18 protein-coding genes are annotated in these 20,567 nt (G+C 49.2%); 2 read left to right on the forward strand and 16 right to left on the reverse strand.

Going from position 1 to position 20,567, the window contains the following annotated elements; genetic code table 11:
• Nucleotides 1–147: 147 nt before the first annotated feature.
• The 5 genes from J2Z65_RS04950 to J2Z65_RS04970 all read right to left on the reverse strand — a co-directional run bounded on the left by J2Z65_RS04950 (nt 148) and on the right by J2Z65_RS04970 (nt 3,750).
• Nucleotides 148–1,116, reverse strand: coding sequence for an AAA family ATPase (locus J2Z65_RS04950; protein WP_167054044.1), 969 nt, complete (start codon nt 1,114–1,116; stop codon nt 148–150).
• A 138-nt stretch (nt 1,117–1,254) separates the two neighbouring features.
• Nucleotides 1,255–1,566 (reverse strand): antibiotic biosynthesis monooxygenase family protein, encoded by a 312-nt coding sequence (locus J2Z65_RS04955; RefSeq protein WP_167054042.1) that lies wholly within the window; start codon nt 1,564–1,566, stop codon nt 1,255–1,257.
• Between the two features lie 27 nt (nt 1,567–1,593).
• On the reverse strand, nt 1,594–2,220 hold the full coding sequence (locus J2Z65_RS04960; protein ID WP_240159524.1) for a histidine phosphatase family protein: 627 nt from the start codon (nt 2,218–2,220) through the stop codon (nt 1,594–1,596).
• 32 nt (nt 2,221–2,252) lie between these two features.
• Nucleotides 2,253–3,254 carry a lipoate--protein ligase gene (lplA, locus tag J2Z65_RS04965; protein WP_167054038.1) on the reverse strand — a complete coding sequence of 334 codons (1,002 nt, stop codon included), beginning with the start codon at nt 3,252–3,254 and terminating at the stop codon, nt 2,253–2,255.
• Nucleotides 3,255–3,270: 16 nt separating this feature from the next.
• A complete protein-coding gene (locus J2Z65_RS04970; RefSeq protein WP_167054036.1) occupies nt 3,271–3,750 on the reverse strand; it encodes a GNAT family N-acetyltransferase in 480 nt (159 codons plus the stop codon).
• 155 nt (nt 3,751–3,905) lie between these two features.
• On the opposite strand from J2Z65_RS04970, the gene J2Z65_RS04975 reads away from it, so the two are divergent.
• Together J2Z65_RS04975 and J2Z65_RS04980 are read left to right on the forward strand one after the other, a co-directional pair.
• On the forward strand, nt 3,906–4,706 hold the full coding sequence (locus J2Z65_RS04975) for a GNAT family N-acetyltransferase (RefSeq protein WP_167054034.1): 801 nt from the start codon (nt 3,906–3,908) through the stop codon (nt 4,704–4,706).
• Between the two features lie 36 nt (nt 4,707–4,742).
• Nucleotides 4,743–5,612, forward strand: coding sequence for an SDR family oxidoreductase (locus J2Z65_RS04980; RefSeq protein WP_167054032.1), 870 nt, complete (start codon nt 4,743–4,745; stop codon nt 5,610–5,612).
• Nucleotides 5,613–5,679: 67 nt separating this feature from the next.
• On the opposite strand, the gene J2Z65_RS04985 is transcribed toward J2Z65_RS04980, so the two are convergent.
• The 11 genes from J2Z65_RS04985 to J2Z65_RS05035 all read right to left on the reverse strand — a co-directional run bounded on the left by J2Z65_RS04985 (nt 5,680) and on the right by J2Z65_RS05035 (nt 20,503).
• The gene (locus J2Z65_RS04985) at nt 5,680–6,375 is read right to left on the reverse strand and encodes a YdcF family protein (RefSeq protein WP_240159523.1); all 696 of its coding nucleotides are present in this window, start codon (nt 6,373–6,375) and stop codon (nt 5,680–5,682) included.
• Entirely contained in the window at nt 6,347–7,039 is a 693-nt protein-coding gene (locus J2Z65_RS04990) for an alpha/beta fold hydrolase (RefSeq protein ID WP_167054029.1), read from the reverse strand. Before J2Z65_RS04990 ends, J2Z65_RS04985 begins: the two co-directional genes overlap by 29 nt.
• Nucleotides 7,040–7,093: 54 nt before the next feature.
• Entirely contained in the window at nt 7,094–7,804 is a 711-nt protein-coding gene (locus J2Z65_RS04995) for a peptidylprolyl isomerase (protein WP_275690999.1), read from the reverse strand.
• Between the two features lie 46 nt (nt 7,805–7,850).
• Nucleotides 7,851–10,430 (reverse strand): transglycosylase domain-containing protein, encoded by a 2,580-nt coding sequence (locus J2Z65_RS05000; protein ID WP_167054027.1) that lies wholly within the window; start codon nt 10,428–10,430, stop codon nt 7,851–7,853.
• Between the two features lie 143 nt (nt 10,431–10,573).
• Nucleotides 10,574–10,813 carry an RNA chaperone Hfq gene (gene hfq / locus J2Z65_RS05005; RefSeq protein WP_028554442.1) on the reverse strand — a complete coding sequence of 80 codons (240 nt, stop codon included), beginning with the start codon at nt 10,811–10,813 and terminating at the stop codon, nt 10,574–10,576.
• 66 nt (nt 10,814–10,879) lie between these two features.
• Entirely contained in the window at nt 10,880–11,848 is a 969-nt protein-coding gene (miaA, locus tag J2Z65_RS05010; protein WP_167054025.1) for a tRNA (adenosine(37)-N6)-dimethylallyltransferase MiaA, read from the reverse strand.
• Nucleotides 11,842–12,618 carry a class I SAM-dependent methyltransferase gene (locus J2Z65_RS05015; protein WP_167054023.1) on the reverse strand — a complete coding sequence of 259 codons (777 nt, stop codon included), beginning with the start codon at nt 12,616–12,618 and terminating at the stop codon, nt 11,842–11,844. The genes miaA and J2Z65_RS05015 overlap by 7 nt, the downstream gene beginning before the upstream one ends.
• A 4-nt stretch (nt 12,619–12,622) precedes the next feature.
• Nucleotides 12,623–14,647 carry a DNA mismatch repair endonuclease MutL gene (gene mutL / locus J2Z65_RS05020; protein ID WP_167054021.1) on the reverse strand — a complete coding sequence of 675 codons (2,025 nt, stop codon included), beginning with the start codon at nt 14,645–14,647 and terminating at the stop codon, nt 12,623–12,625.
• A 5-nt stretch (nt 14,648–14,652) separates the two neighbouring features.
• On the reverse strand, nt 14,653–16,092 hold the full coding sequence (locus J2Z65_RS05025) for a S41 family peptidase (RefSeq protein WP_240159522.1): 1,440 nt from the start codon (nt 16,090–16,092) through the stop codon (nt 14,653–14,655).
• Nucleotides 16,093–16,202: 110 nt separating this feature from the next.
• Nucleotides 16,203–18,830: a DNA mismatch repair protein MutS gene (mutS, locus tag J2Z65_RS05030; RefSeq protein WP_167054019.1), complete on the reverse strand. Its 2,628-nt coding sequence runs from the start codon at nt 18,828–18,830 to the stop codon at nt 16,203–16,205.
• A 203-nt stretch (nt 18,831–19,033) separates the two neighbouring features.
• Complete coding sequence (locus J2Z65_RS05035) at nt 19,034–20,503, reverse strand: putative amidoligase domain-containing protein (RefSeq protein ID WP_167054017.1); 1,470 nt, start codon at nt 20,501–20,503, stop codon at nt 19,034–19,036.
• Nucleotides 20,504–20,567: the final 64 nt, after the last annotated feature.

The following is a 20,567-nucleotide window of genomic DNA, read 5'->3' on the forward strand; positions in this document are numbered from 1 at the left end:
TCAACGGATTCCTTCATCATTGTGTAGGAAATGCTTGGGAAAGTCAATTTGCCGCGAAGGAAAATTCAATTATAACAGAGATCGCAAAAAAACCGAAAGGCCTGTAGCCTTCCGGTAGCTTTCCACAAATATGAAGCTAATAAACTTTCATTTCAATTTCATATCTTCAGGCCTTATCGACATTAACTCCGATTTGGAAGGAGCATTCACATATTGGCTTAGCAATCTCACCGCTTGATGCCTCATCGCTTTTTCCAAAATATTGCGAACATATCTCGCATTGCTAAAGGCCCGCCAAGTGGCAGCCTTCTCCTCTGTCAGATGCTGCTTTAGTTTTGTTATCGTTTGCGGCAGGAGTACATATTCACGTTCTTTCGCCATAAGTTCCGTAATCTGGATCAGTTGATCGATCGGATAATCTTCAAAATCAATTTGAATCGGAAACCGCGATGGAAGCCCGGGATTTGTTGCAAGGAATTGCTCCATCTCGTCGCTGTAACCGGCAAGAATCAGGATGAAGTCATTCTTCTTATCTTCCATCCCTTTAACAAGCGCATCGATCGACTCCTTGCCGAAGTCCTTATCCCCTCCACGCGCTAAGCTGTAGGCTTCATCGATAAACAGAATGCCGCCCATCGCTTTCTTCATTAAGTCCCTAGTCTTTAAAGCCGTATGTCCAATGTATTCACCTACGAGGTCCGCGCGTTCCACTTCGATAAAATGCCCCTTGCTCAGCACACCCATCGCGTGAAACATGCGCCCCATCAGCCGGGCTACCGTCGTTTTCCCAGTACCGGGGCTCCCTTTGAAAATCATATGGTACACATGCGCATTGCTGATTAAACCGGCTTCAGCGCGGAATTGCGAAATTTGAAGAAGCGCGTAAATTTCATGGACTAATTCTTTGACATTATCAAGGCCTATCAATTGATTTAACTCTTTGAAAATATCCGATAGGGGACCCTCAAGCGGTGTCCTTTTCCCGGTTTGCTGCGCTTCTGCATCGGCCTGCGGCGAAGCATGAATCTGGTCGCCGGCGCCGTCACCTGCGCGCCGATGCTCTGGCTGCCGCAAGACGATATTGATCTGTCTGGATGGCAAGCTCCGACCACTCATGAGGATCACCTCGTTTACAAGTTGGTTTCGATGGATGGTATCTATCCATCCTACGCTCGTTCCTTGCATTTTAGACCGATCACAGCAGCTCGTGCTGACAGAAAAAAAGCCTCCGGAACGAGCCGGAAGCTTCTCTGTTTATTTTGCACTTTCACCATAGGCTTGCGTAATACTGTAATGCTCTACCACCGGAAAAGGATCGTAGAAGTGGTGCAGCAGTTTGCGCCATTCCTGATACTCTGCCGAGCCTCGGAATCCTATCGTGTGGTCCTCTAGTGTCTCCCAATGCACAAGGAGCAAATATTTGTTGCCATCTTCTATACACGTTTGCAGCTCGTGCGAAATGTACCCTTTCATTGATGAAATAATGGTTGAGGCTTGACGAAAAGCAGCTTCGAACTCTGCATTTTTGCCTGCGATAACAGGGAGAATGGCAACTTCTAAGATCATGGGTAATTCCTCCATATGATTCGTATGTTAGAAACCGAATGCTTCATCTTCAAAATGAGACGTGTCAGCATGAAGCCGGATATGCGGCTCTTTATTTACCATTTCCACTACACTTAGACAGGTTGGATGAAAATATGGCGGGTTCCAAAGCTCAGCAAGTGCTCTCTTCTCAAAATAAGCCATAATCACTTTCAATGTGACCGTGTGTGAAACGAGAGCAATTGTTTGTCCCTCATGCACAGCAAGCATTCGTTCTAGAGCTGGAAGGACGCGGGCCTGGAGATCCGGATAAGACTCCCCTTGCACAGGTCGATACTGCTCAGGATTTCGCCAGAAGGCGTGAAAGCTATCCGGCTCTAATGCCTCGATTTCATCCGATATGCGCCCTTCCCAGGCGCCTAAATTCATCTCACGCCAGTCATCAGAAGCTTGAATGGCGATATCGCGATCTCCTTTGATGATGGTAGCCGTTTGTAAAGTCCTTCCACTACTGCTTGCATATAGAGCCTCGAATGGAACTTCCTTCAAAGCATAAGACAACCATAAAGCTTGCTGTTCGCCTAATGATGACAGCGGAGAATCCATATGCCCCTGCATGCGGCGCTCCACGTTCCAAACTGTTTCACCGTGACGGATTAGATAAAGCTTTGTCATAGCCAAATTCCCCTCCCCATGGAATCCATCGTTTAAGTTAACATCAATAACGCAACAAAGGAATCAAGATCCAACGCGCCAAAGTAGCGACGCAGTTCAACTCCCTCTAACCGTTCGCGAACAACGGTTTCTTCATACCGGGAGCCGCGAAGCATATCTTCCAGCTCAGCTACATCGCTGGCTCCGAAGAAGTCTCCATAAATTTTCAACTCCTGTATATGGCCCTCTTCAATCGATAAACGAACATCCAATTTCCCAACGCCCTCGAAACGCTTAAAGTTTTGCACGGTACTCTTCGGCGACTTACCGTAGTTCCAATCCCAATTCCCATAACGGTCATCGGAAATCTGACGGATATGTCGCCAATCCTCCGCTGTGAGCTTGTACGCAGGAACGTCGGAAGCTTCCATACCAAATATGGAGGAGAGCAGCTTTAAGCGGAAGTCTTCTATAGTTAGTGGTTCGTTCAGAAATTCAACAATATTAGCCACTCTGCTGCGAATGGATTTGATACCTTTGGACTGGATTTTGTCTGGGCTCACCTTGAGGGCTGAGACGACATTTTCAATCTCTGAGTTAAATAAAAGGGTGCCATGGCTGAACATTCGGCCTTTCGTTGCAAATTGCGCATTGCCTGATATTTTTCGATCGCCGACTTGAATATCATTGCGCCCAGTTAAGGACGCTTCCACTCCTAGCTTGCGGAGGGCTTCTACGACGGGCTCCGTAAACTTTTGAAAGTTGTGAAACGAATTCCCGTCATCTTTGGTAATGAAGCTGAAATTCAGATTGCCTAAATCGTGATAGACCGCTCCGCCGCCGGAAAGTCTGCGTACGACATGCAGGTTTTGCTCTTTCACATATTCCGGGTTGATTTCTTCCAACGTGTTTTGATTTTTGCCAATAATAATGGACGGTTCATTTATGTAAAAAAGCAAATAACTTTCCTGCTCAGGAAGATGCCTCAACGCGTACTCCTCAATCGCCAAATTTATCCGTGGATCCGTGATTCCTTCGTTATCAATAAATAGCATGATCTTGCTCCTTCAGTTAATAAGTTAAATCGTTCGTCATCGTTCTATTAAGCGTTGTCATCCCCAATGATTGGTAAAATGCGATGGCCCGTTCGTTAAACTCCCATACGTTAAGCTCTAGCGATGCAGCCGACCGTTGCCGTGCCCAATCCACAGAGGCCATATAGAGGGCCCTTCCAATGCCTTGGCGCTGAGCGTCAGGCGACACAGCCAGTTCGTTCAAATAGGCGTAAATGCGCGGAATCAGCGCTTCATATGCGGGGCTTTTCTTCAACTCCAGCATCGCCACGCCAACCACTTGCCCGCCTTTCTCAGCGACCAGAATCACCTTATTCTGCTGATCGGAAAAGCTGCGATACCAGCCCATGGCAACGACTCGGTCCAGCCTTGCAAAACGTTCGGGTAAAGCGGCTGCATGCTCCTCTTGACCGAAACGGATGATAGCATTCACAGCTTCATAGTCTTCGGACCGTGCGCGACGTATGATGAGATCCAAATCTATTCCCTCCCGTTATCCGCTTGCAGTTTCATTCCATTGTTTTATAGCTTACATCAAAGAACAAGTTTTTTCCACTTTTATGATTGAATTTTTATGCATAAATTTGTATATTTATAATATATTATTTAGAACCGAAAGGAGCTTATTCGTCAATGAACGACTCTCTACTCTTTTACAACGCCATCGATACCATTGCTTCCAATACTTGGCCAGCCGAGACTACAGCGTATATCGATAACTGGCAGCTGCGGGCTACCCGAGGCATTACAAAGCGTGCAAATAGCGTACTTGCGATCGGTGAATTTCCCCATTCCGCTAACTGGCTGCCGCTTATCGAACAGTTCTATGCCGACAAAGGCTTACCCGCCATTTTTCATATTAGCGATGCATCCCCTTCAGGCCTGGATGGGCTGCTGCATGCACAAGGATATGCCATCGACCTCCCTTGTCTCATGATGTTTGCTAGCGCTCAGGAAGCGGCGGCGGCAGCGCAGCAAAAGCTGATGTCGCGAGACGTTGCTGCTCTCAGCGTGGAATGGGTCACCGAGGCAGATGAAGAATGGCTGGACGCCTTTCTCATGCTTGAAAAGTATAAGGAGAATTCCAAATCCGATTACAAAGGAATTTGCAATCGAATTTCGGAGACGAAAGGATTTGTAAAAATAAAAAAGGCTGATCGCATCATCGCCGTTGGAACGGCTGTTGTTCAAGACGAGTGGGCAGGCTTTCTGAATGTCGTTGTTAGCGAAGAGCACCGTGGTCAAGGGGTGGCTTATTTTCTTATGCATGCCCTAACTGCCTGGAGTATAAAACATGGCGCTGCTCAGCAGTATTTGCAGGTCGTCTCCACCAATACAGCCGCCGTTTCGTTATACGAAAAGCTTGGCTATCAAACCAAATATGGCTATCACTACCGGATTAAGTATGATTTGCGGCCACTTGCATCATCCTAACAAAGAATTTGTTTGGGATGAAAGGAGCCTTATTACATGGCAACAGCTACACAACCAAAACCAGTATTTCCACCTCAGCATCAAAATGCGCAACCTGGCATTGAGTCGCAGATGAACCCAAGGCCTGAGTTCGACAACACTGCCTACAAAGCAGCCGGTAAGCTGAAGGATAAAGTCGCACTAATTACCGGGGGCGATAGCGGCATTGGCCGTGCGATTGCAGTCGCCTATGCCAAAGAAGGCGCAGATGTCGTAATCGTCTATCTGAACGAGCATGGAGACGCGGAAGAAACACAGCGGCACGTTGAGAAGGCAGGACGTAAATGTCTGCATGTCGCAGGTGATATTGGCGACGAGAGTTTTTGCACAAAGATCATTGAACAGGTTGTTCAACAATTCGGGAAGCTCGATATTCTCGTGAACAATGCCGCCGAGCAGCATCCTCAGCCGAGCATAGAGAATATTACATCTGAGCAGCTGGAACGGACATTTCGCACCAATATCTTTTCGTTCTTTTATTTGACCAAAGCCGCACTCCCCCATCTGAAATCCGGAAGCGCCATTATTAACACAGCCTCCATCACGGCTTATCACGGGCATGAACAGCTGGTCGACTATTCCGCTACAAAAGGAGCGATCGTCTCATTCACACGCTCCCTTTCGCTGCAATTGAACGCCAAAGGCATTCGCGTGAACGCCGTCGCTCCAGGTCCGATCTGGACGCCGCTTATTCCTTCGACCTTCACGGAGCAGGAGGTGGCTACCTTCGGCTCAACGACGCCTATGAAGCGCGCAGGGCAGCCCAGTGAGCTCGCGGCCAGCTACGTCTTCTTAGCCAGCGAGGACTCGTCCTATATGGCTGGGCAGGTGCTGCATGTCAATGGCGGCACGATCGTGAACGGTTAGAAGGTAAACAAAAAAGCATGCTCCCTACATGGCGGTTGTCCACATAGGGCGCATGCTTTTCTTCTGTTTAGACGCCTGCCTTAAGGAGCAGCTTCGTCCATATCCACTTCGTATAAGCAAGCGTTTCTCTCGCTTCATGGTACGGCATGAAAAGCACTTCGGATTTGGTCGAAGAAATAAGCGGATCTTTCAATCCTATCGTTTCGGCAATATCTAAGGATCGCGAGCCGTGATAAGAGTGGGTCACGATGATCGAGCTTACAAGACCTTGCTCGTCCATTATTTGTTTAGAGAATAACAAATTCTCATATGTGCTTGTCGCCCGCGGCTCGATGAGAATACTTTTGGCGGGCAATCCCTTTTTCACTAAATAATTGCGCATGCCTTCCGCTTCGGTCAGCTTGGAACCGTTATGATCCAGGCCGCCGCTAACAATCAGCTGTTTAAATTTGCCCTGTTTATACAAATCAAGAGCCAAATCAAGCCGCTCCTGCAATCCCGGACTTGGAATATCTTGGCGTAAGGAAGCACCCAGCACAATGCCTACATCCACCTGCTTAGGCAGCGTTTGATCCGGTGCTACTTGCACCTTCCACTGAACATACATGATCCAAGCAGCCCCGATTAGGAACACAACGACAATTGTTCGAAACAGATGGATTAGCGTCCGCCGGAGTCTTGACTTCGTAACTGACTTTGGCGCTTTTCTCGGTTTTGGAGAAACCGTTCGTTGGTTACGATTCATGTTTGTTTTGGCTGTCATCCGAATACTCCTTATCCAAAAATGCGCTAACTTGGCGAAACAATGCAGCCGCATCGTCGCTATGACAAATGAGGTGGTTGGATCTCGGATGCCAGTGGATTTCCCGTTGGCCTCTCACTTTACGATAAATATAGCGCGCACTTTGTGGATGAATCACATGATCCTTCTCGGACTGTGCAATCAAAGTTGGAATCCTCACCTGACTTAGCACGGGCTTTAGTTTGCGAACTAACCGGGTAAACTGCCAAGTGGCACTTAACGGCGTAGATTTCGCTTTAACAAGTGAAATTTTCCTTTGATACTTCCATTCGTCCCGCATCACTTCAAGCAACCTGCCCGGGCTTATATAGATGACAGCCGTATTTAGTAAAATAAGCCGCCGGACCGGATATCTCACGGACAAATAAGCAGCAAGCAATCCCCCCATGGAGAAGCCTACCATATCGAATTGGCCATAATCTCTGGTCATGATTTCCGCTTGCTCTTCAGCAGCCGTAACCCAATCTTCCCAGCGGGAAGACTTCAATTGGTGATAGGAATCCCCGTTCCATGGGAGCTCCGGCACTTTACAAAATTGACCGCGTTCACGCAAATGCCGAGCTAACGGCTCTACCTCGTAAGGCCCACCTGTGAATCCGTGGAACAATAAACAGGGCTGTTTCACCCGGCATCCCTCCCATCTTGTAAACCGGTTGTTTTACAATATACCTAATTTATTCTATTTCTCTTTAATGGTGATGGCGTTAATTGTTACCTTTTCCTTTGGCTTGCTTGGCGTGGATTCCCCGCCCATTTCAACCGGCGTATCGGCAATTTTCGCAATCGTTGCCATGCCGTCCTGCGTCACTTTTCCGAAAATGGTGTAGTTCGGCATTTGGTTCAAGTTCGCGCAATCAGCACCCGAGCAAATAAAAAACTGGCTGCCATTCGTATTGGGACCGGAATTCGCCATTGCGACAGTACCTGGTTCATATTTGTGCGTTGTTTTCAGCTCATCCGCGAACTTGTATCCAGGTCCGCCCATACCTGTGCCTTGCGGGTCACCGGTTTGAATCATGAACGACTTGATGATCCGGTGAAACGTTACATTATTATAGAAGCCTTCTTTGGATAAAAACACAAAGTTGTTGACGGTTTTGGGAGCTTCCTTTGCGAAAAGATCAATCGTAAACGAGCCTTTCGACGTCGTTACTTCCGCTTGATACGTTTTGTTCGTATCGATCGTCATATCTGGCGCTTTGCTCCATTGCTTAGCAGCCGGAGTCGCCGCAGGTGAAGCTGCTGCAGTAGCAGCCGGCGCCGTAGCGCCGCTTTTCGGAGTTGCCGTGCCTCCGGCCGTCTCAGTAGGCTTGTTGCCGCAAGCCGAGGCAATCATCGTAAGTGCGATCAATGTGAGTGGCAGAAGTTTCTTTGATTTGAGCAAGTTCATTGTGAATTCCTCCGTCTAGTCGTGGGTTCAAATTGCTGATCTTTCATTACTGCGTTTTGGGCACAATCACTTGTTCCGCATCTGGCTTGCCATCCTTCGGTTTATCCGGAGTTCCATTCCCCGGCTTGTTCGGTGGCGTAGGTGTCGGACTTGGTACATTGTTTGCATTCGGACTCGGAGTTGGACTTGAACTCGGGCTCACACCTGGCTTGACCGTATTACCCGGCGTAGGCGTAGGCTTCGTTCCCGGAGATTGCGTCGGATTTGTCGGTTCAATCCCATTGCCTGGTGAAGGCGTAGGTGACACTCCTGGTGCTGGAGACGGCTTCGTTCCATCCGGAAGCGTGTCATCCTTAGGAATTTCCACGGAAGCCACATTCGATTTGGCACCTTCGACATTTGTGTCCGCGTTAAATGGCACAACGTAATATTGATAGGTTTCTCCGCTGAATACCGACGAATCATTCACAATTGGCGTAGGTGATTGAATCAGAAGTTTAGCATCCGCGTCCTTGGATCCTTTGCGGTACACATTATAACTCGTCTTATCGCCAAGCGGTGTCCATGATAGTTTAACAGATTTCTTATCAATCTCATAAACAGCTGCTAAATCCGTAATTCCACTTGGGGTTTCAGTCGGAGTCGGCACATTGTCAGGCTTGACGAAGTTTGTGACAGGACGGCCCTCCAGCGATTTGGACATGATCTCTTTGAATAGAGCGGCTGTGCTTCCGCTGCCGACGGTTACATAGTGCTTCGCGTCAACCTTATCGAAACCTTCCCACACGGCTGCCGTCCATTCCGGCGTATAGCCAACGAACCATACGTCACGGTCATACTGCTCGATGCCTTTAATATCCAAACCGGTTGAACCTGTTTTACCTGCGACAGGACGATTAAATTTCGCTTTGGTCCCCGTACCGCCTGTTTCAACAACTCCCTGAAGAAGAAGGGTCATATAATAAGCGGTTTTCGGCTGTATCACTTGTTTCTTCTCAGCTTTATAAGCAGCGATTTCCTTCCCTTGTGCATCCGTAATGCGAAGGATCGCGTGGGTTTTGTTGAGAGACCCCTGGTTGGCGAAAGCTGAATAAGCGGTTGCCATTTGCAGTGGTGAAACGCCATCCGTAAGACCTCCAAGGGCGATAGCCAAATTTTTGTCTTTCTGCGGATTCAACTGGATGCCCAGGTTTTTGGCAAAATTGATACCTGCATTCACGCCCATTTTATCGAGCAGCCAGACCGGAGCTAAGTTATATGACTTTTTCACCGCTTCAAGCATCGTGACTTGGCCATGCGTCACACGGTCATAGTTGCGTGGAGAATAGGTCCCATTCCCGAATGAAGTTTGAGAGTCATCCATCATGGAATATGGCGTGTAATCCCCGCTCTCCAGCGCAGGTCCGTAGGCGGCAATCGGTTTGAAGGATGAGCCTGGCTGCCTTTTGGAATAAATACGGCTGAAGCCCCGCGATTTGTAATCTCGCCCACCGATCATAGCCATCAAACCGCCTGTTTTATTATCTACAATGACCATAGCACTTTGAATTTTCTGCCCGTCAGAAGCATCCTTCTGGAAAAAACTTGGATTGGCATACGTTTTCTCCATAACTTGTTGTGCTTTCGTATTCATCGATGTGTAGATGCGATAACCTTTTGTCAACAATTCATCTTCATCAATACCGTACATATCTTCCGCTTCATTCATGACATAATCCACGTAGCTGGCGTAATCCTTTGTGCTCGTAGCGGCTACCGCTGGAGGTGTATAATCCACAGCTGCTGCTTTCGCACGCTCAGCTTCCGTTATATAACCTTGATCTGCCATCAATTTGAGCACGACAGCCCGGCGCTCTTTAGACAGGTCAGGATTCGCTAACGGCGAGTATTTGGAAGGCGCCTTCGGCAGAGCCGCTAAGGTAGCCATTTCCCATACCTCTAAGTCATTCAAGTTGGATTTGCCGAAGTACACCTTGGCAGCTGATTTAATGCCATACGCATTGCTTCCGAAGAAAATACGATTCAGATAAAATTCAAGAATTTCATCCTTGGTATACTTTTCATCCAATGCAAAAGCGATAGACATCTCCGTTCCTTTACGGAAGGCGGTTTTCTCTGAGCTGAGGAACACGTTTTTGGCTAACTGCTGCGTTATGGTACTTCCGCCTTCAACGGCGCTCATATGAATAACGTCTTTGACCAGCGCCCGGCCAATCGCCCAGAAGTCAACGCCGGAATGCTGCTCAAACCGGCGATCCTCGGTCGCAATAAAAGCCTGCTTCAAGCGCTCCGGTACGTCTTTGATTTTCACGCTTTCGCGGTTCTCGCCCTTATAAATCTTGGCAATTTCCGTTGGTTGTTTATCCTTGCCTTCTTCCTGCGCATAAATAAGTGTTGATTCCGTCGTCGTTTCGATCTTATCGATATTCGTTTCCAGAATCTTAAAGCCGCTCATAATAACGACAATATAAACGGCCATAGCGCAAATGATTGCCAAAATCGTTGCTATAATAGAACCTAAAATTAATTTACGGAAATTAAACTTCTTCTTTTTCGGACTTTTCTTATTGCCTTGTGGTTTCGTTTTGGCATTCGTTGTTGACTGTTTATTTGTAGGTTTCTCCAAATCCACCGACTCCCTCGTTGTACAATTCTTTTACTATTAACCAAGAAAAGAACAACCTTAAACAAGGTTGCTCCCACAAGTGTCTATTCGGTTAGACGGTTCAGTCCATTAAAAAGTTGCAAAACCAAACGAGTAAAGGAATATTATTCCGTTGCTTCCGTAGCAGCCATTAAAGAAACAGCCCGTTGCGGCGTGAAAGTGGAAATAGCATGCTTGTACACCATTTGTTGACGACCTTCGCTGTCAATGATGATTGTAAAGTTGTCAAAAGCGCGGATCAGCCCTCTGATTTGGAACCCATTCGTTAGATAAACGGTGACGGGAATGCTTTCTTTGCGAAGTTGATTTAAAAAGTTGTCCTGAATGTTAATGGATCGGTTCATCAGTAGGTCCCCCTTAATGGAATGAAACTATCGCCTGACGGCGCTATTTTCTAGTGGTCATATTTGTTAATTATATTCAATTTTATGTACAAACTTTCCTGCTAGTATATCACTAATCTTTTGGAAATGGGCAGAAAAATTTGCCGACTCCGTCACATCCACCCAGTGGATATCATTCATATGCCGAAACCAGGACAACTGTCTCTTGGCAAAACGGCGCGTATCCCGCTTAAGCAGCGTCACAGCCGCCTCAAGGGTTAGTTCGCCTTCCAGATAACTGACGATTTCTTTGTAGCCTAGCGCCTGCATGGAAATGGCTTGCTTCGGACAGCCTGCATCCAGAATCGATTGAACCTCCTGAACAAGTCCCTCTTGCATCATCGCATCGATGCGCTCTTCAATACGCTTATACAAAAGTGCGCGGTCCATCGTCAGGCCAATGATACAGAGTTCGTAAGGAGACTCTTTTTTCTGGGCGGCCAAGTGAGAAGTCATCGTCTCACCGGAGACATGATAAATTTCCATAGCCCGGATGACCCGCCTACGGTCATTCGCATGAAGCCGGTCTGCGCTCTCCGGATCGATTTCACGCAGCTTCTGATGCAGAGCTTCATCGCCATGGGCTGCAGCGTAAGCCTCCTGCTCGAGTCGGAACGCTTCATCCATACTGACATCCGTAAATTGGTAGTTGTAGCATACGGATTCAATGTAAAGACCTGTTCCGCCAACGATGAAAGGAAGCTTCCCACGCGAGTGGATATCCAGGATTAATTCCTTAACTCGCTCTTGAAATTCCGCCGCCGAAAAAGGGTAGGAAGGATCATGAATATCAATTAAATGATGCGGAACAAGGCGCTGCTCAGCTGCGCTCGCTTTGGCTGTTCCAATATCCATCCCCCGATACACTTGCATGGAATCTCCGGAAATAATTTCGCACCCGAACTTCTGGGCTATTTCTAAACTAAGCTTGGTCTTACCAACTGCCGTGGGACCAAGAAGCACGAGTAATTTCGGCTTGGCTGATGGGGCTAACACAGTCGAATCACTCCATACGTTGTTTTGGTCGTCGATCTTAATACTTGCTCAAATCCGAGCCGGGCAAATTCCCTGCTATCTCGGTTTTCTTTGAGCACAATGCTTTTGCGTGCGACACGCTTGGCCTCCTCGATAGAAACCAGAGAGACAGCCTCATCGTTCGCATTCCTGCGGAGATGAGAAATCGCTTGCGATTCTTCAATTGGAGTGCGAAACATCGGATCGAAGTAGACAACATCGACACTTTGAGAAGCTAATTGCTTCAAATAAGCAAGATGATGCATCTTTTTGACCGTAATGCGCCTCATGGCTTCATTGAGCTCTGCTACTTCCGATTCGTAGAGAGCTAACCCTTCTCGAATCAGCATCGCCGGAATGTCTTCGCTTTCTATCGCCGTGACATTTCCTTCCGAGCCAACTGCGAAAGAGAACACGATCGAATCTGACGCTAAGCCTGCCGTACAATCCACAATGACATCGCCAAGCGTCGCGCCCGAAGCATCAATCAATAAGTCGGATTCGCCTCTAAGCATACGTTTCACGCGAACGAGTGCCATGCTGGGATGGAAAAACGCTGCAGGATGGTCATCTTCATAGTACCTGATCTCATCTCTGGTCACAAGCAGAAGGGATGGATCGTTATTATTTTTCCTAAGATGTTCCAAAGAATACTTCCTTCGGGGGACGAATCGGCCGCCATACTCCGCAGCCAACCGTCCTGCTTTCTCTACAATTTCATCCGAAGGGTTAAATGAAGTCGTTACAATCACGGGATTACATCACTCGCTTAAACATTTTTTCCAGTTCATAGGTAGTAAAGCTAACAACAATAGGTCGTCCATGCGGACATGTATACGGATTTCGGCAGCCAGCAAGACGGTCAATGAGCGTCTCCATCTCTAGGACACTAAGCCCTTGATTCGCTTTAATTGAGGCTTTGCAGGAACACATAATCGCTGCCTTCTCCCTCAGCTTAGCGATATCAACAGCCTTCTTCTCACTCAGCACCCATTCGCACATTTCCTCAACAATCCCTTTCTCTTCTCCTGACGGAAACCAGTGGGGGTGTGCGCGTACAAGGAACGTATTCCCGCCAAATGCTTCCATAAATACGCCAGCTTGTTCAAAAAGGGACAATCGTTCCGAGATGATGCCTGCCTCGGAAGGTGTAAATTCCAGTGTAATCGGAACAAGCAATTCTTGGCTTGCCTCAGCAGGATTGCCAAAACGCTCATAATAATATTCATAATTAATCCGCTCATGCGCAGCATGCTGATCAATCAAGTACAGACCTTCCTCGTTCTGCGCGATTAAGTACGTCCCGTGCATTTGGCCAATTGGGTCTAATCTTGGAAAAGCAGGCAGCTTCGGTGCCTCGTTCTCTTGGTTAGAAGGCAGCAAATCCATGAAAGCTTCATTCGTGCGGCGCTGCTGTTGAATCGAAACACTTCTTGGATTCGACGCGACTGACGAATAGGTGTTGTTAGACGGCGAGGAAGATCGGCTTGAATAGGATCCTCCTGTACTGGACGTACTCCTCTGAACCTCGACTGGTGGAGACCAGGATTTAGGCTCTGCCGTCCTTGCCGCCGGCTCATAATCTGGCTTCTGCTCAGATTTGTAGGAAGCCAAACTTTCTTTAATTTGTACCCGCGGAGAATCTAATTCGTCTGAGACTACCGGAGCTTTCGCAACCACTGGATTCGCTGGTGTTATCGGCGTTTGCGGTTCGATCGTTCGCGTAAGATCAAGCTGCTCCTGAATGTAAGCCCCTTTCGGAGCAGATGGCTTATTTCCCGTCGGTATGAGCACTTGTCGGCCAAACAATCGTTTAACCTCCGACTCGATTAACGCTGTCAGTTCCGCTTCCTTACTGAAGCGGACCTCAAGCTTGGATGGATGCACATTCACATCCACCAAAGCAGGGTCCATCCCGATTTGCAGCACAGCGACCGGGAAGCGGTTGATTGGCAGCAGGGTATGGTACCCCTGCAGCAGCGCTTGATTCAGCGCGAAATTGCGGACGTATCGGCCATTGACAATGGTCGATATGCCGCCGCGGTTCGCGCGCGTCATTTCGGGCTTCGCGACGAAGCCCGTGATGGTGTAATCCAAGCTGTCCGCTTGGATGGGCAGCATTTGTTTGCCGATGGCCGTGCCATAAATACCGGCTATCACTTGCAGCAAATCGCCGTTGCCCAGCGTTTGCAGCAGCATATTGCCGTTATGCTTGAGCGAGAAGGCGATGCCAGGGTGAGCTAGCGCTAATCGGTACATATAATCCGAGATATGGCCGAGCTCTGTTTGGATCGTTTTCATGTATTTGAGCCGCGCAGGCGTGTTATAAAATAAATCCCGTACCGTTACTTCGGTACCGCGTGAAGCCGCAGTTTCTTCTACGGTACGAATCGTGCCGCCTTCAATGGAGATCTTCCGGCCCAGACCATCATTGGCTGAGCTGGTGACACACTCCAGTCGGGATACTGACGCTATACTTGGCAGTGCCTCACCGCGAAAACCTAGTGTACGGATAGAAAACAAATCTTTGCTTGTCGCAATTTTGCTTGTCGCGTGCCGCTGAAAGGCTAATTCGCAATCCTCCAGTGCCATACCTGTTCCGTTATCGGATACGCGAATCAACTGCAGTCCGCCTTCTTCGATGGTCACATCAATTCGCGTGCTTTCTGCATCGACCGAGTTCTCGACAAGCTCTTTGACCACAGAGGAGGGGCGTTCCACAACTTCCCCTGCGGCAATCTGGTTCGCGATATGTTCGCTTAAAAGCTGGATTTTACCCATAATGCTTAGTTCCCCTTTACAGCGCGGATGGAAACATTCTCTCCCTGGTCATTCACTTGTAGCTGCGGGAAATATTGAGCGAACAGATCGACATTAACGTAGCTGGCTCCATTCTCAATTATCAGCTTGTCCGCCTCAACCGGGATCGCGTGTGTCCCTTTGCTATCGGAAATGTCGACCGTTCGGTTCGCTTCATTCCACGTGATGTTTGCACCAACCAGAGCCGCTAACCCGCGGGATGTCGCAAACAATTTTCCGTTTTCATGGAAGCTACCAAATCCGCTGCCCACTTCAACGCCGTTAAATTTCACCGTGTGGTTGGAAATATCAACTTGAACATCAGGAATACCTGCCGTATGCAAAGCGGTAATCATTTGCGCTGCCGGTCCATCCACCTTAATGTCAGGCGTGATCCCGACTTTATTCACTTTGCGTTTGTTCGGCGTTAAATACTCTTCAATCGTCACTTTCAACGCACTGTTGTTATCCAGTTGGTACAGTTGTTGAACGCTGCCTTTTCCATACGTCTGCATGCCGATGACTTTGGCTACGTTATAATCCTGTAATGCACCTGAAAGCACTTCCGAAGCGCTGGCGCTATTTTCATTAGCTAAAATATAAACAGGTATTGATAAAGCCGTTCCGCCTTCAATCAGCACAGGATCATCCACGCCATTGCGGTCTTTCGTATGAATGAGCACACCTTCCTTAACAAAATGCTTCGCAATGTTTTGCGCCGTATCCACAAGACCGCCTGGGTTATTGCGCACATCGAGAATCAGTGATTTCAAACCCTTTGCCTGCAGAGTCGCAAGTTGTTTATCAAAATCCTCATCCGCATCGCTGGAAAAGTCCGTAATTTGAATGTAACCTACACCATTTGTAAAGCTCTTGCTGTATACTTCAGGCACGTTAACACCTTTGCGCGTCAACTCAACGGTCAATTCCTTATCTCCACGCGCAACCGTAACTTTTACTTTCGTTCCTTCCAAACCGATGATTTTGTTGCGGACTTCATCTATTGAGGTTGTTGATGCAGGAACACCATCGACCGCACGGACATAGTCATCCCGCTGCAATCCGGCGATTTCGGCAGGTGAGCCGACAAAAATTTCCGACAAGTACACGCCTTTGTCATCAATACCGATGCGCGCACCCATACCGACATAATTATTTTCTAAGGAGCTGGAGAACTGGCTATATTCCTCTTGGCTAAAGAAAACCGTATACGGATCTTTTAACCCATCAATCATTTGTTTAATGCTTTGACCCGCTAACGCTTCTTCCGTGACTCCGCTCACATGCAGTTTTCCAATGATTTCTCTGACTTGCATAGTTTGCAAATCCTCTTGTGCGAATACGGCGCTAACCGGCATTACGCTCATAAGAGCAGACGCAAGGGCTAGTGTTACCTTCATTGTTTTCAACTTTGGCTGTTTTTTCATATGCGTCTCTCCTTGGGGATGATAAATGAAATAGTAGTGCAAATATGAAGATCGAACGGACTGATGCCGCTATAGGCAGTTTTGAAATCAATCCCTAATACATGTTCGGTTTATTGCAGCTTTTGTTTCCATTCGTAAACTAAATTAAGCGCCTGCAGCGGCGTCATATTAATTAAGTCAATGCCTTTCAGCTGGTCGAGCACCTGCTGAGATTTGGCGTCCGGCTTCTTCTTACTGGTCGCTGCCGCCTTACTGTCTTCCTCGAAGAGAGATAGCTGCTCAATCGGGGCGATCGCGGGAACGGTGACCGCCACAGCCGCTGCGGCGATCTGCGACGCACCCGCCGCCCTCTCTTCAAAGCCGTTCAGCAGCTCGTATGAGCGCTGGATAATCGCATCCGGCAGCCCGGCGATTTCGGCACAATAGATGCCGTAGCTCGTACTTGCTGCCCCAGGGATGAGCTTGCGTAGGAAAGTTACTTGCCTGCCGCTCTCTTTGACCGCCATGCAATGATTGCGCAAATGGCCGAGGCTTCCTTCCAGATGCGCGAGCTCATGGAAATGTGTGGACACGAGCGTCTTGCAGCCGATACGGTCATGCAAGAACTCGATGACGGCCTGCGCGATCGCCATGCCTTCTCCCGTTGAGGTGCCGCGGCCGAGCTCGTCGATAATGACAAGACTCTTGCTCGTCGCCTTCTCGGTCATTACTTGGATGTCCATCATTTCGACCATGAATGTACTCTGCCCGCCGATCAAATCATCGGCCGCGCCAATCCGCGTGAATATCCGGTCCGTGACCGGGATGCGCGCGGACCTCGCAGGTACGAAGCAGCCGATCTGCGCCATCAGGCAGATCACGGCAACCTGCCGCATGTAGGTGCTTTTACCGGCCATGTTCGGACCGGTTATGAGCAGAATGCGGCCCTGTTCTCCTTCTAGACGCGTATCGTTCGCGATGAACGAGCCGTCTTGTATGACCGCTTCCACCACGGGATGGCGGCCTTCTTCAATGTGGAGATCGAAGCCTTCGCCGATCTCCGGCTTGCGGAAGTGCTGTGCCGCGCTGACAGTCGCCAGCGATTGATACACGTCGGCGGTTGCAATCACTTCCGCCAGCTTCTGCAATCTGGAGATATGCTGAGAAATCCGGTCGCGAAGCTCCGTGAACAGCTCATACTCCAGATCGATCATTTTATCCTGCGCTTCCAGAATGAGCGCTTCTTTCTCTTTCAGCTCTGGCGTAACGTAACGTTCGGCATTCGCCAGAGTTTGTTTGCGTTCATAGCGGCCTTCTTGCAGCGCCGACATATTCGCTTTGGTTACCTCGATGAAGTAACCGAACACCTTGTTGTAGCCGATTTTGAGCGACTTGATGCCCGTCGCTTCCCGCTCTTGGCGCTCCAACTCTGCAATCCACTGCTTCCCGTTGGTACTCGCTTCACGAAGTTGATCCAAGTAAGGCTGATAACCTTCGCGGATCATCCCGCCATCCCGGATGGAAACCGGAGGCTCGTCCACAATGGCATTCGCGATCCAGGACATAACGTCATCACAAACATCCATATTCTCGACTAGTTTGCGCAGCGTTTCAGAGCCGGATTGTGCGCACACTTCTTGCAGCAGAGGAACCTGCTGCAGGGAGTGCTTCAGTGCGACCATATCGCGGGCATTCGCATTGCCGTAAGAAATCCGCGCGACTAGCCGCTCCAAGTCGTAAACTTCCTTCAATGCTTGCTTCACATCATCGCGTACGATGAGCTGATTGTAGAGCAAATTGACAGCTTCCAGCCGCTCTTCAATGCGCGCCACGCTCATAAGCGGCTTCTCGATCCAGCGGCGCAGCATACGCGCCCCCATCGCTGTAACGGTTTTGTCGAGGAGCCAAAGCAAGGAACCTTTTTTCGCCCGTTCGCGGACTGTTTCTACTAATTCAAGGTTTCTGCGCGTAAAAGGATCCATCGTCATGAATTGATCAGGTTCATAGACCCTGATGTGCTTCACGTGGGTGAGCGCGCGCTTTTGCGTTTCTTTCAAATAGGCCAGCAATAAAGCTACGCCATTCCGATTGAGCGGGGATAAGCCAGAAAGCGCGGCGTCTTCCGCAAAATGCTCGTCGAGCAATTTCTCATCCGACTGTGTCCATTCGGTTAATACCGTACTGCGTCCCCAGGTTACGCCGGATTCGCGAATCGTCGTTAAAAGCGCCGCATCCGTAATAATCTCGGAAGGGTTATACACATTCAGTTCATCCACCACGAGCTCCCAAGATGGGGCTAGTTTCGTCGTATACAGCTCGCCTGTAGAGATATCGCATGCCGTAAAGGCATACCCTTGTTCGCGGCTCACCAGCGAAACTATGTAGTTATTGCTGGATTCCCCGAGCAGTTTACTGTCCATGACCGTTCCCGGCGTCACAATGCGCACGATCTCGCGGCGGACAACACCTTTGGCCTCGGCCGGATCTTCGACCTGCTCGCAGATGGCAACTTTGTAGCCTTTCTCGATTAAACGAGACATATAATTCTCAGCCGAGTGGTGAGGCACACCGCACATCGGGATTTTCTCGTCAGCCCCGCCTTCTCTTCCTGTTAACGTTATTTCCAGCTCACGGGAAGCATTGATGGCATCTTCAAAAAACATTTCATAGAAATCACCCAGACGAAAAAACAAAAATGCATCCGGGACTTGCGCCTTCACGGCCAAGTACTGCTGAATCATCGGCGTATATTGAGCCACCTTGCGTTCCTCCAACCAATCACTTTATTCACTGTCAACTCTATGAAACTACCATTTTCCATTTTCATAGGCGTGCATATTCATCAAAAGCAGTAACCGCTAAAGGCTCTCTCGTCCAAAACAACCTGCCTGTCAGACAGAATGTTTGCAGATTTACAAGCCTCTAGCGACAGCCAATCTTCCTTATTCGTATAGATACTCTATTATAACATGATTCCTTCTTCAATTGCTTCTTTACGGTGGTACGGGGCAATTTTCCAAGCCTTGCGAAAGTCCTCTCTCTCATTCCAAGGTTCCATCGACTCTATTCTTACCCGGAACCGGTCCAATACAGCCGCGTGTATCTCATACCCCTTCAACTGCTCAAGGTCCTTCCAAAGCCTGGCGACCACCCCTTGAAGCCGGTGTTTATCTCCACGATAGTACGCCGCCTCAATATCCGGTTCCTGCAGCGGCTGCCTGGGAAGGATCCAATAGTTATCCGCAATTAGCGCGGCAAGCGCGAAAACTCCGCGTGTAATGAGGGGCGATTGCATCCAGCTTGGCAAGGTGCGGTACTCGAAGCCTCCGTGCGACTTCTTGCGGAAGTCGCCGAGAAAGCCATACCTGGGGCGACGCTGGCGCGTTGTGTCCCCTTCGATCAAGATCAAAGGCAGCGCGAGGTAGTTATCGAGCGCGCGCAGGAGATGACCATTCAGCCAGCAGCGGCTGAAGTGGATATGTCCGCCGAGGGGGTATCCCCCCACCGGCATACCGCCCGAGAGCCACGCCAGGCTCTCGTCAGGGATAGCCCGCGCGGCGAGGTGCATCGTAGCCAGCAGATTCCTCGTTAGCTCGCGCGGGTCGGTGCTTGGCTGCGGACGCAGCTCCGCCAGCGGCAGAATCAGGCGATGTCCGCTGAGCACGACCGCATCGCAGCCCACTTCGCCTGCCCTCGTCAGAAAGCGGTCAGCGAAGACGACTTGGCCTTGCGGGCTGAGAAGCAGGAACTCGGGGTCGCTGCCGAGCATCACCCGCTCCTTGCGCCGCACCTCCTTCGCCAATGCAAGTTCATACCGGTCAATTGCCTGTGCGAACAGCTGCGTCAGCTTTGCATTCAGCTTAGGTACAGGATCTACATCCAATACAAGCGTATGCCCTGTTGGCAGCACGCCAATAGTGACAAGTCCGTAATCCAAACCAAGCGCATAGATAGCTTTGACCGCCTCACGGCTTGCTCTGCGCACATGAAAGCTGGCTCGTTCTGGCGTCACTTCGAAGTAGGCGGAATTTACCCCTGCTTGACGCTGTTCAAGGCGTGTTTTCTCAGACAGAAGCAGCGTTTCTTTTTTCTCATACACAATAAGTGTTTGCAGGTGAAAGACAGCTACTTTATATTTGTGGGTGAATGCCAGACGTTCATCCTTCACTTGGCCTTGTTTCTTGAGAGAAGCGACGGTCTTTATGCCGTGCAGCGCGAGCCGTTCATCTCGCTTGGCGCTTGCCTTTGCCCTCAGAATCGCTTTAATTGGCTGCAGCGCCTGCTTCTGAGGCCATTCATCATGAGCAGCTCCCCAGTGAATGACGATACGACCGCGCCAATCCTCTGGAAGTTTTGTACCGCTAGGAATGTGAATAAGTCCCGCCAGCTCCAGCGCTTCTTTCTCCTGTGCGTGCAGTAAAAATGATTCCATCCGGTTTGCCCCTTCTCGTTTCTCCTGCCTTTCCTATGATCCCTGTATGCGGTTATCTGCCCAA

It is taken from the genome of Paenibacillus aceris (genome assembly GCF_017874035.1).
In the GTDB taxonomy this organism is placed as follows: Bacteria; Bacillota; Bacilli; order Paenibacillales; family NBRC-103111; genus Paenibacillus_E; species Paenibacillus_E aceris.

Bases quoted from the DNA above. Each gene is read 5' to 3' on its own strand.
- J2Z65_RS04950 (WP_167054044.1), bottom strand. From the start codon at position 1,116: ATGAGTGGTCGGAGCTTGCCATCCAGACAGATCAATATCGTCTTGCGG.
- J2Z65_RS04955 (WP_167054042.1), bottom strand. From the start codon at position 1,566: ATGATCTTAGAAGTTGCCATTCTCCCTGTTATCGCAGGCAAAAATGCA.
- J2Z65_RS04960 (WP_240159524.1), bottom strand. From the start codon at position 2,220: ATGACAAAGCTTTATCTAATCCGTCACGGTGAAACAGTTTGGAACGTG.
- lplA (WP_167054038.1), bottom strand. From the start codon at position 3,254: ATGCTATTTATTGATAACGAAGGAATCACGGATCCACGGATAAATTTG.
- J2Z65_RS04975 (WP_167054034.1), top strand. From the start codon at position 3,906: ATGAACGACTCTCTACTCTTTTACAACGCCATCGATACCATTGCTTCC.
- J2Z65_RS04980 (WP_167054032.1), top strand. From the start codon at position 4,743: ATGGCAACAGCTACACAACCAAAACCAGTATTTCCACCTCAGCATCAA.
- J2Z65_RS04985 (WP_240159523.1), bottom strand. From the start codon at position 6,375: ATGACAGCCAAAACAAACATGAATCGTAACCAACGAACGGTTTCTCCA.
- J2Z65_RS04995 (WP_275690999.1), bottom strand. From the start codon at position 7,804: ATGAACTTGCTCAAATCAAAGAAACTTCTGCCACTCACATTGATCGCA.
- hfq (WP_028554442.1), bottom strand. From the start codon at position 10,813: ATGAACCGATCCATTAACATTCAGGACAACTTTTTAAATCAACTTCGC.
- mutL (WP_167054021.1), bottom strand. From the start codon at position 14,647: ATGGGTAAAATCCAGCTTTTAAGCGAACATATCGCGAACCAGATTGCC.
- J2Z65_RS05025 (WP_240159522.1), bottom strand. From the start codon at position 16,092: ATGAAAAAACAGCCAAAGTTGAAAACAATGAAGGTAACACTAGCCCTT.
- J2Z65_RS05035 (WP_167054017.1), bottom strand. From the start codon at position 20,503: ATGGAATCATTTTTACTGCACGCACAGGAGAAAGAAGCGCTGGAGCTG.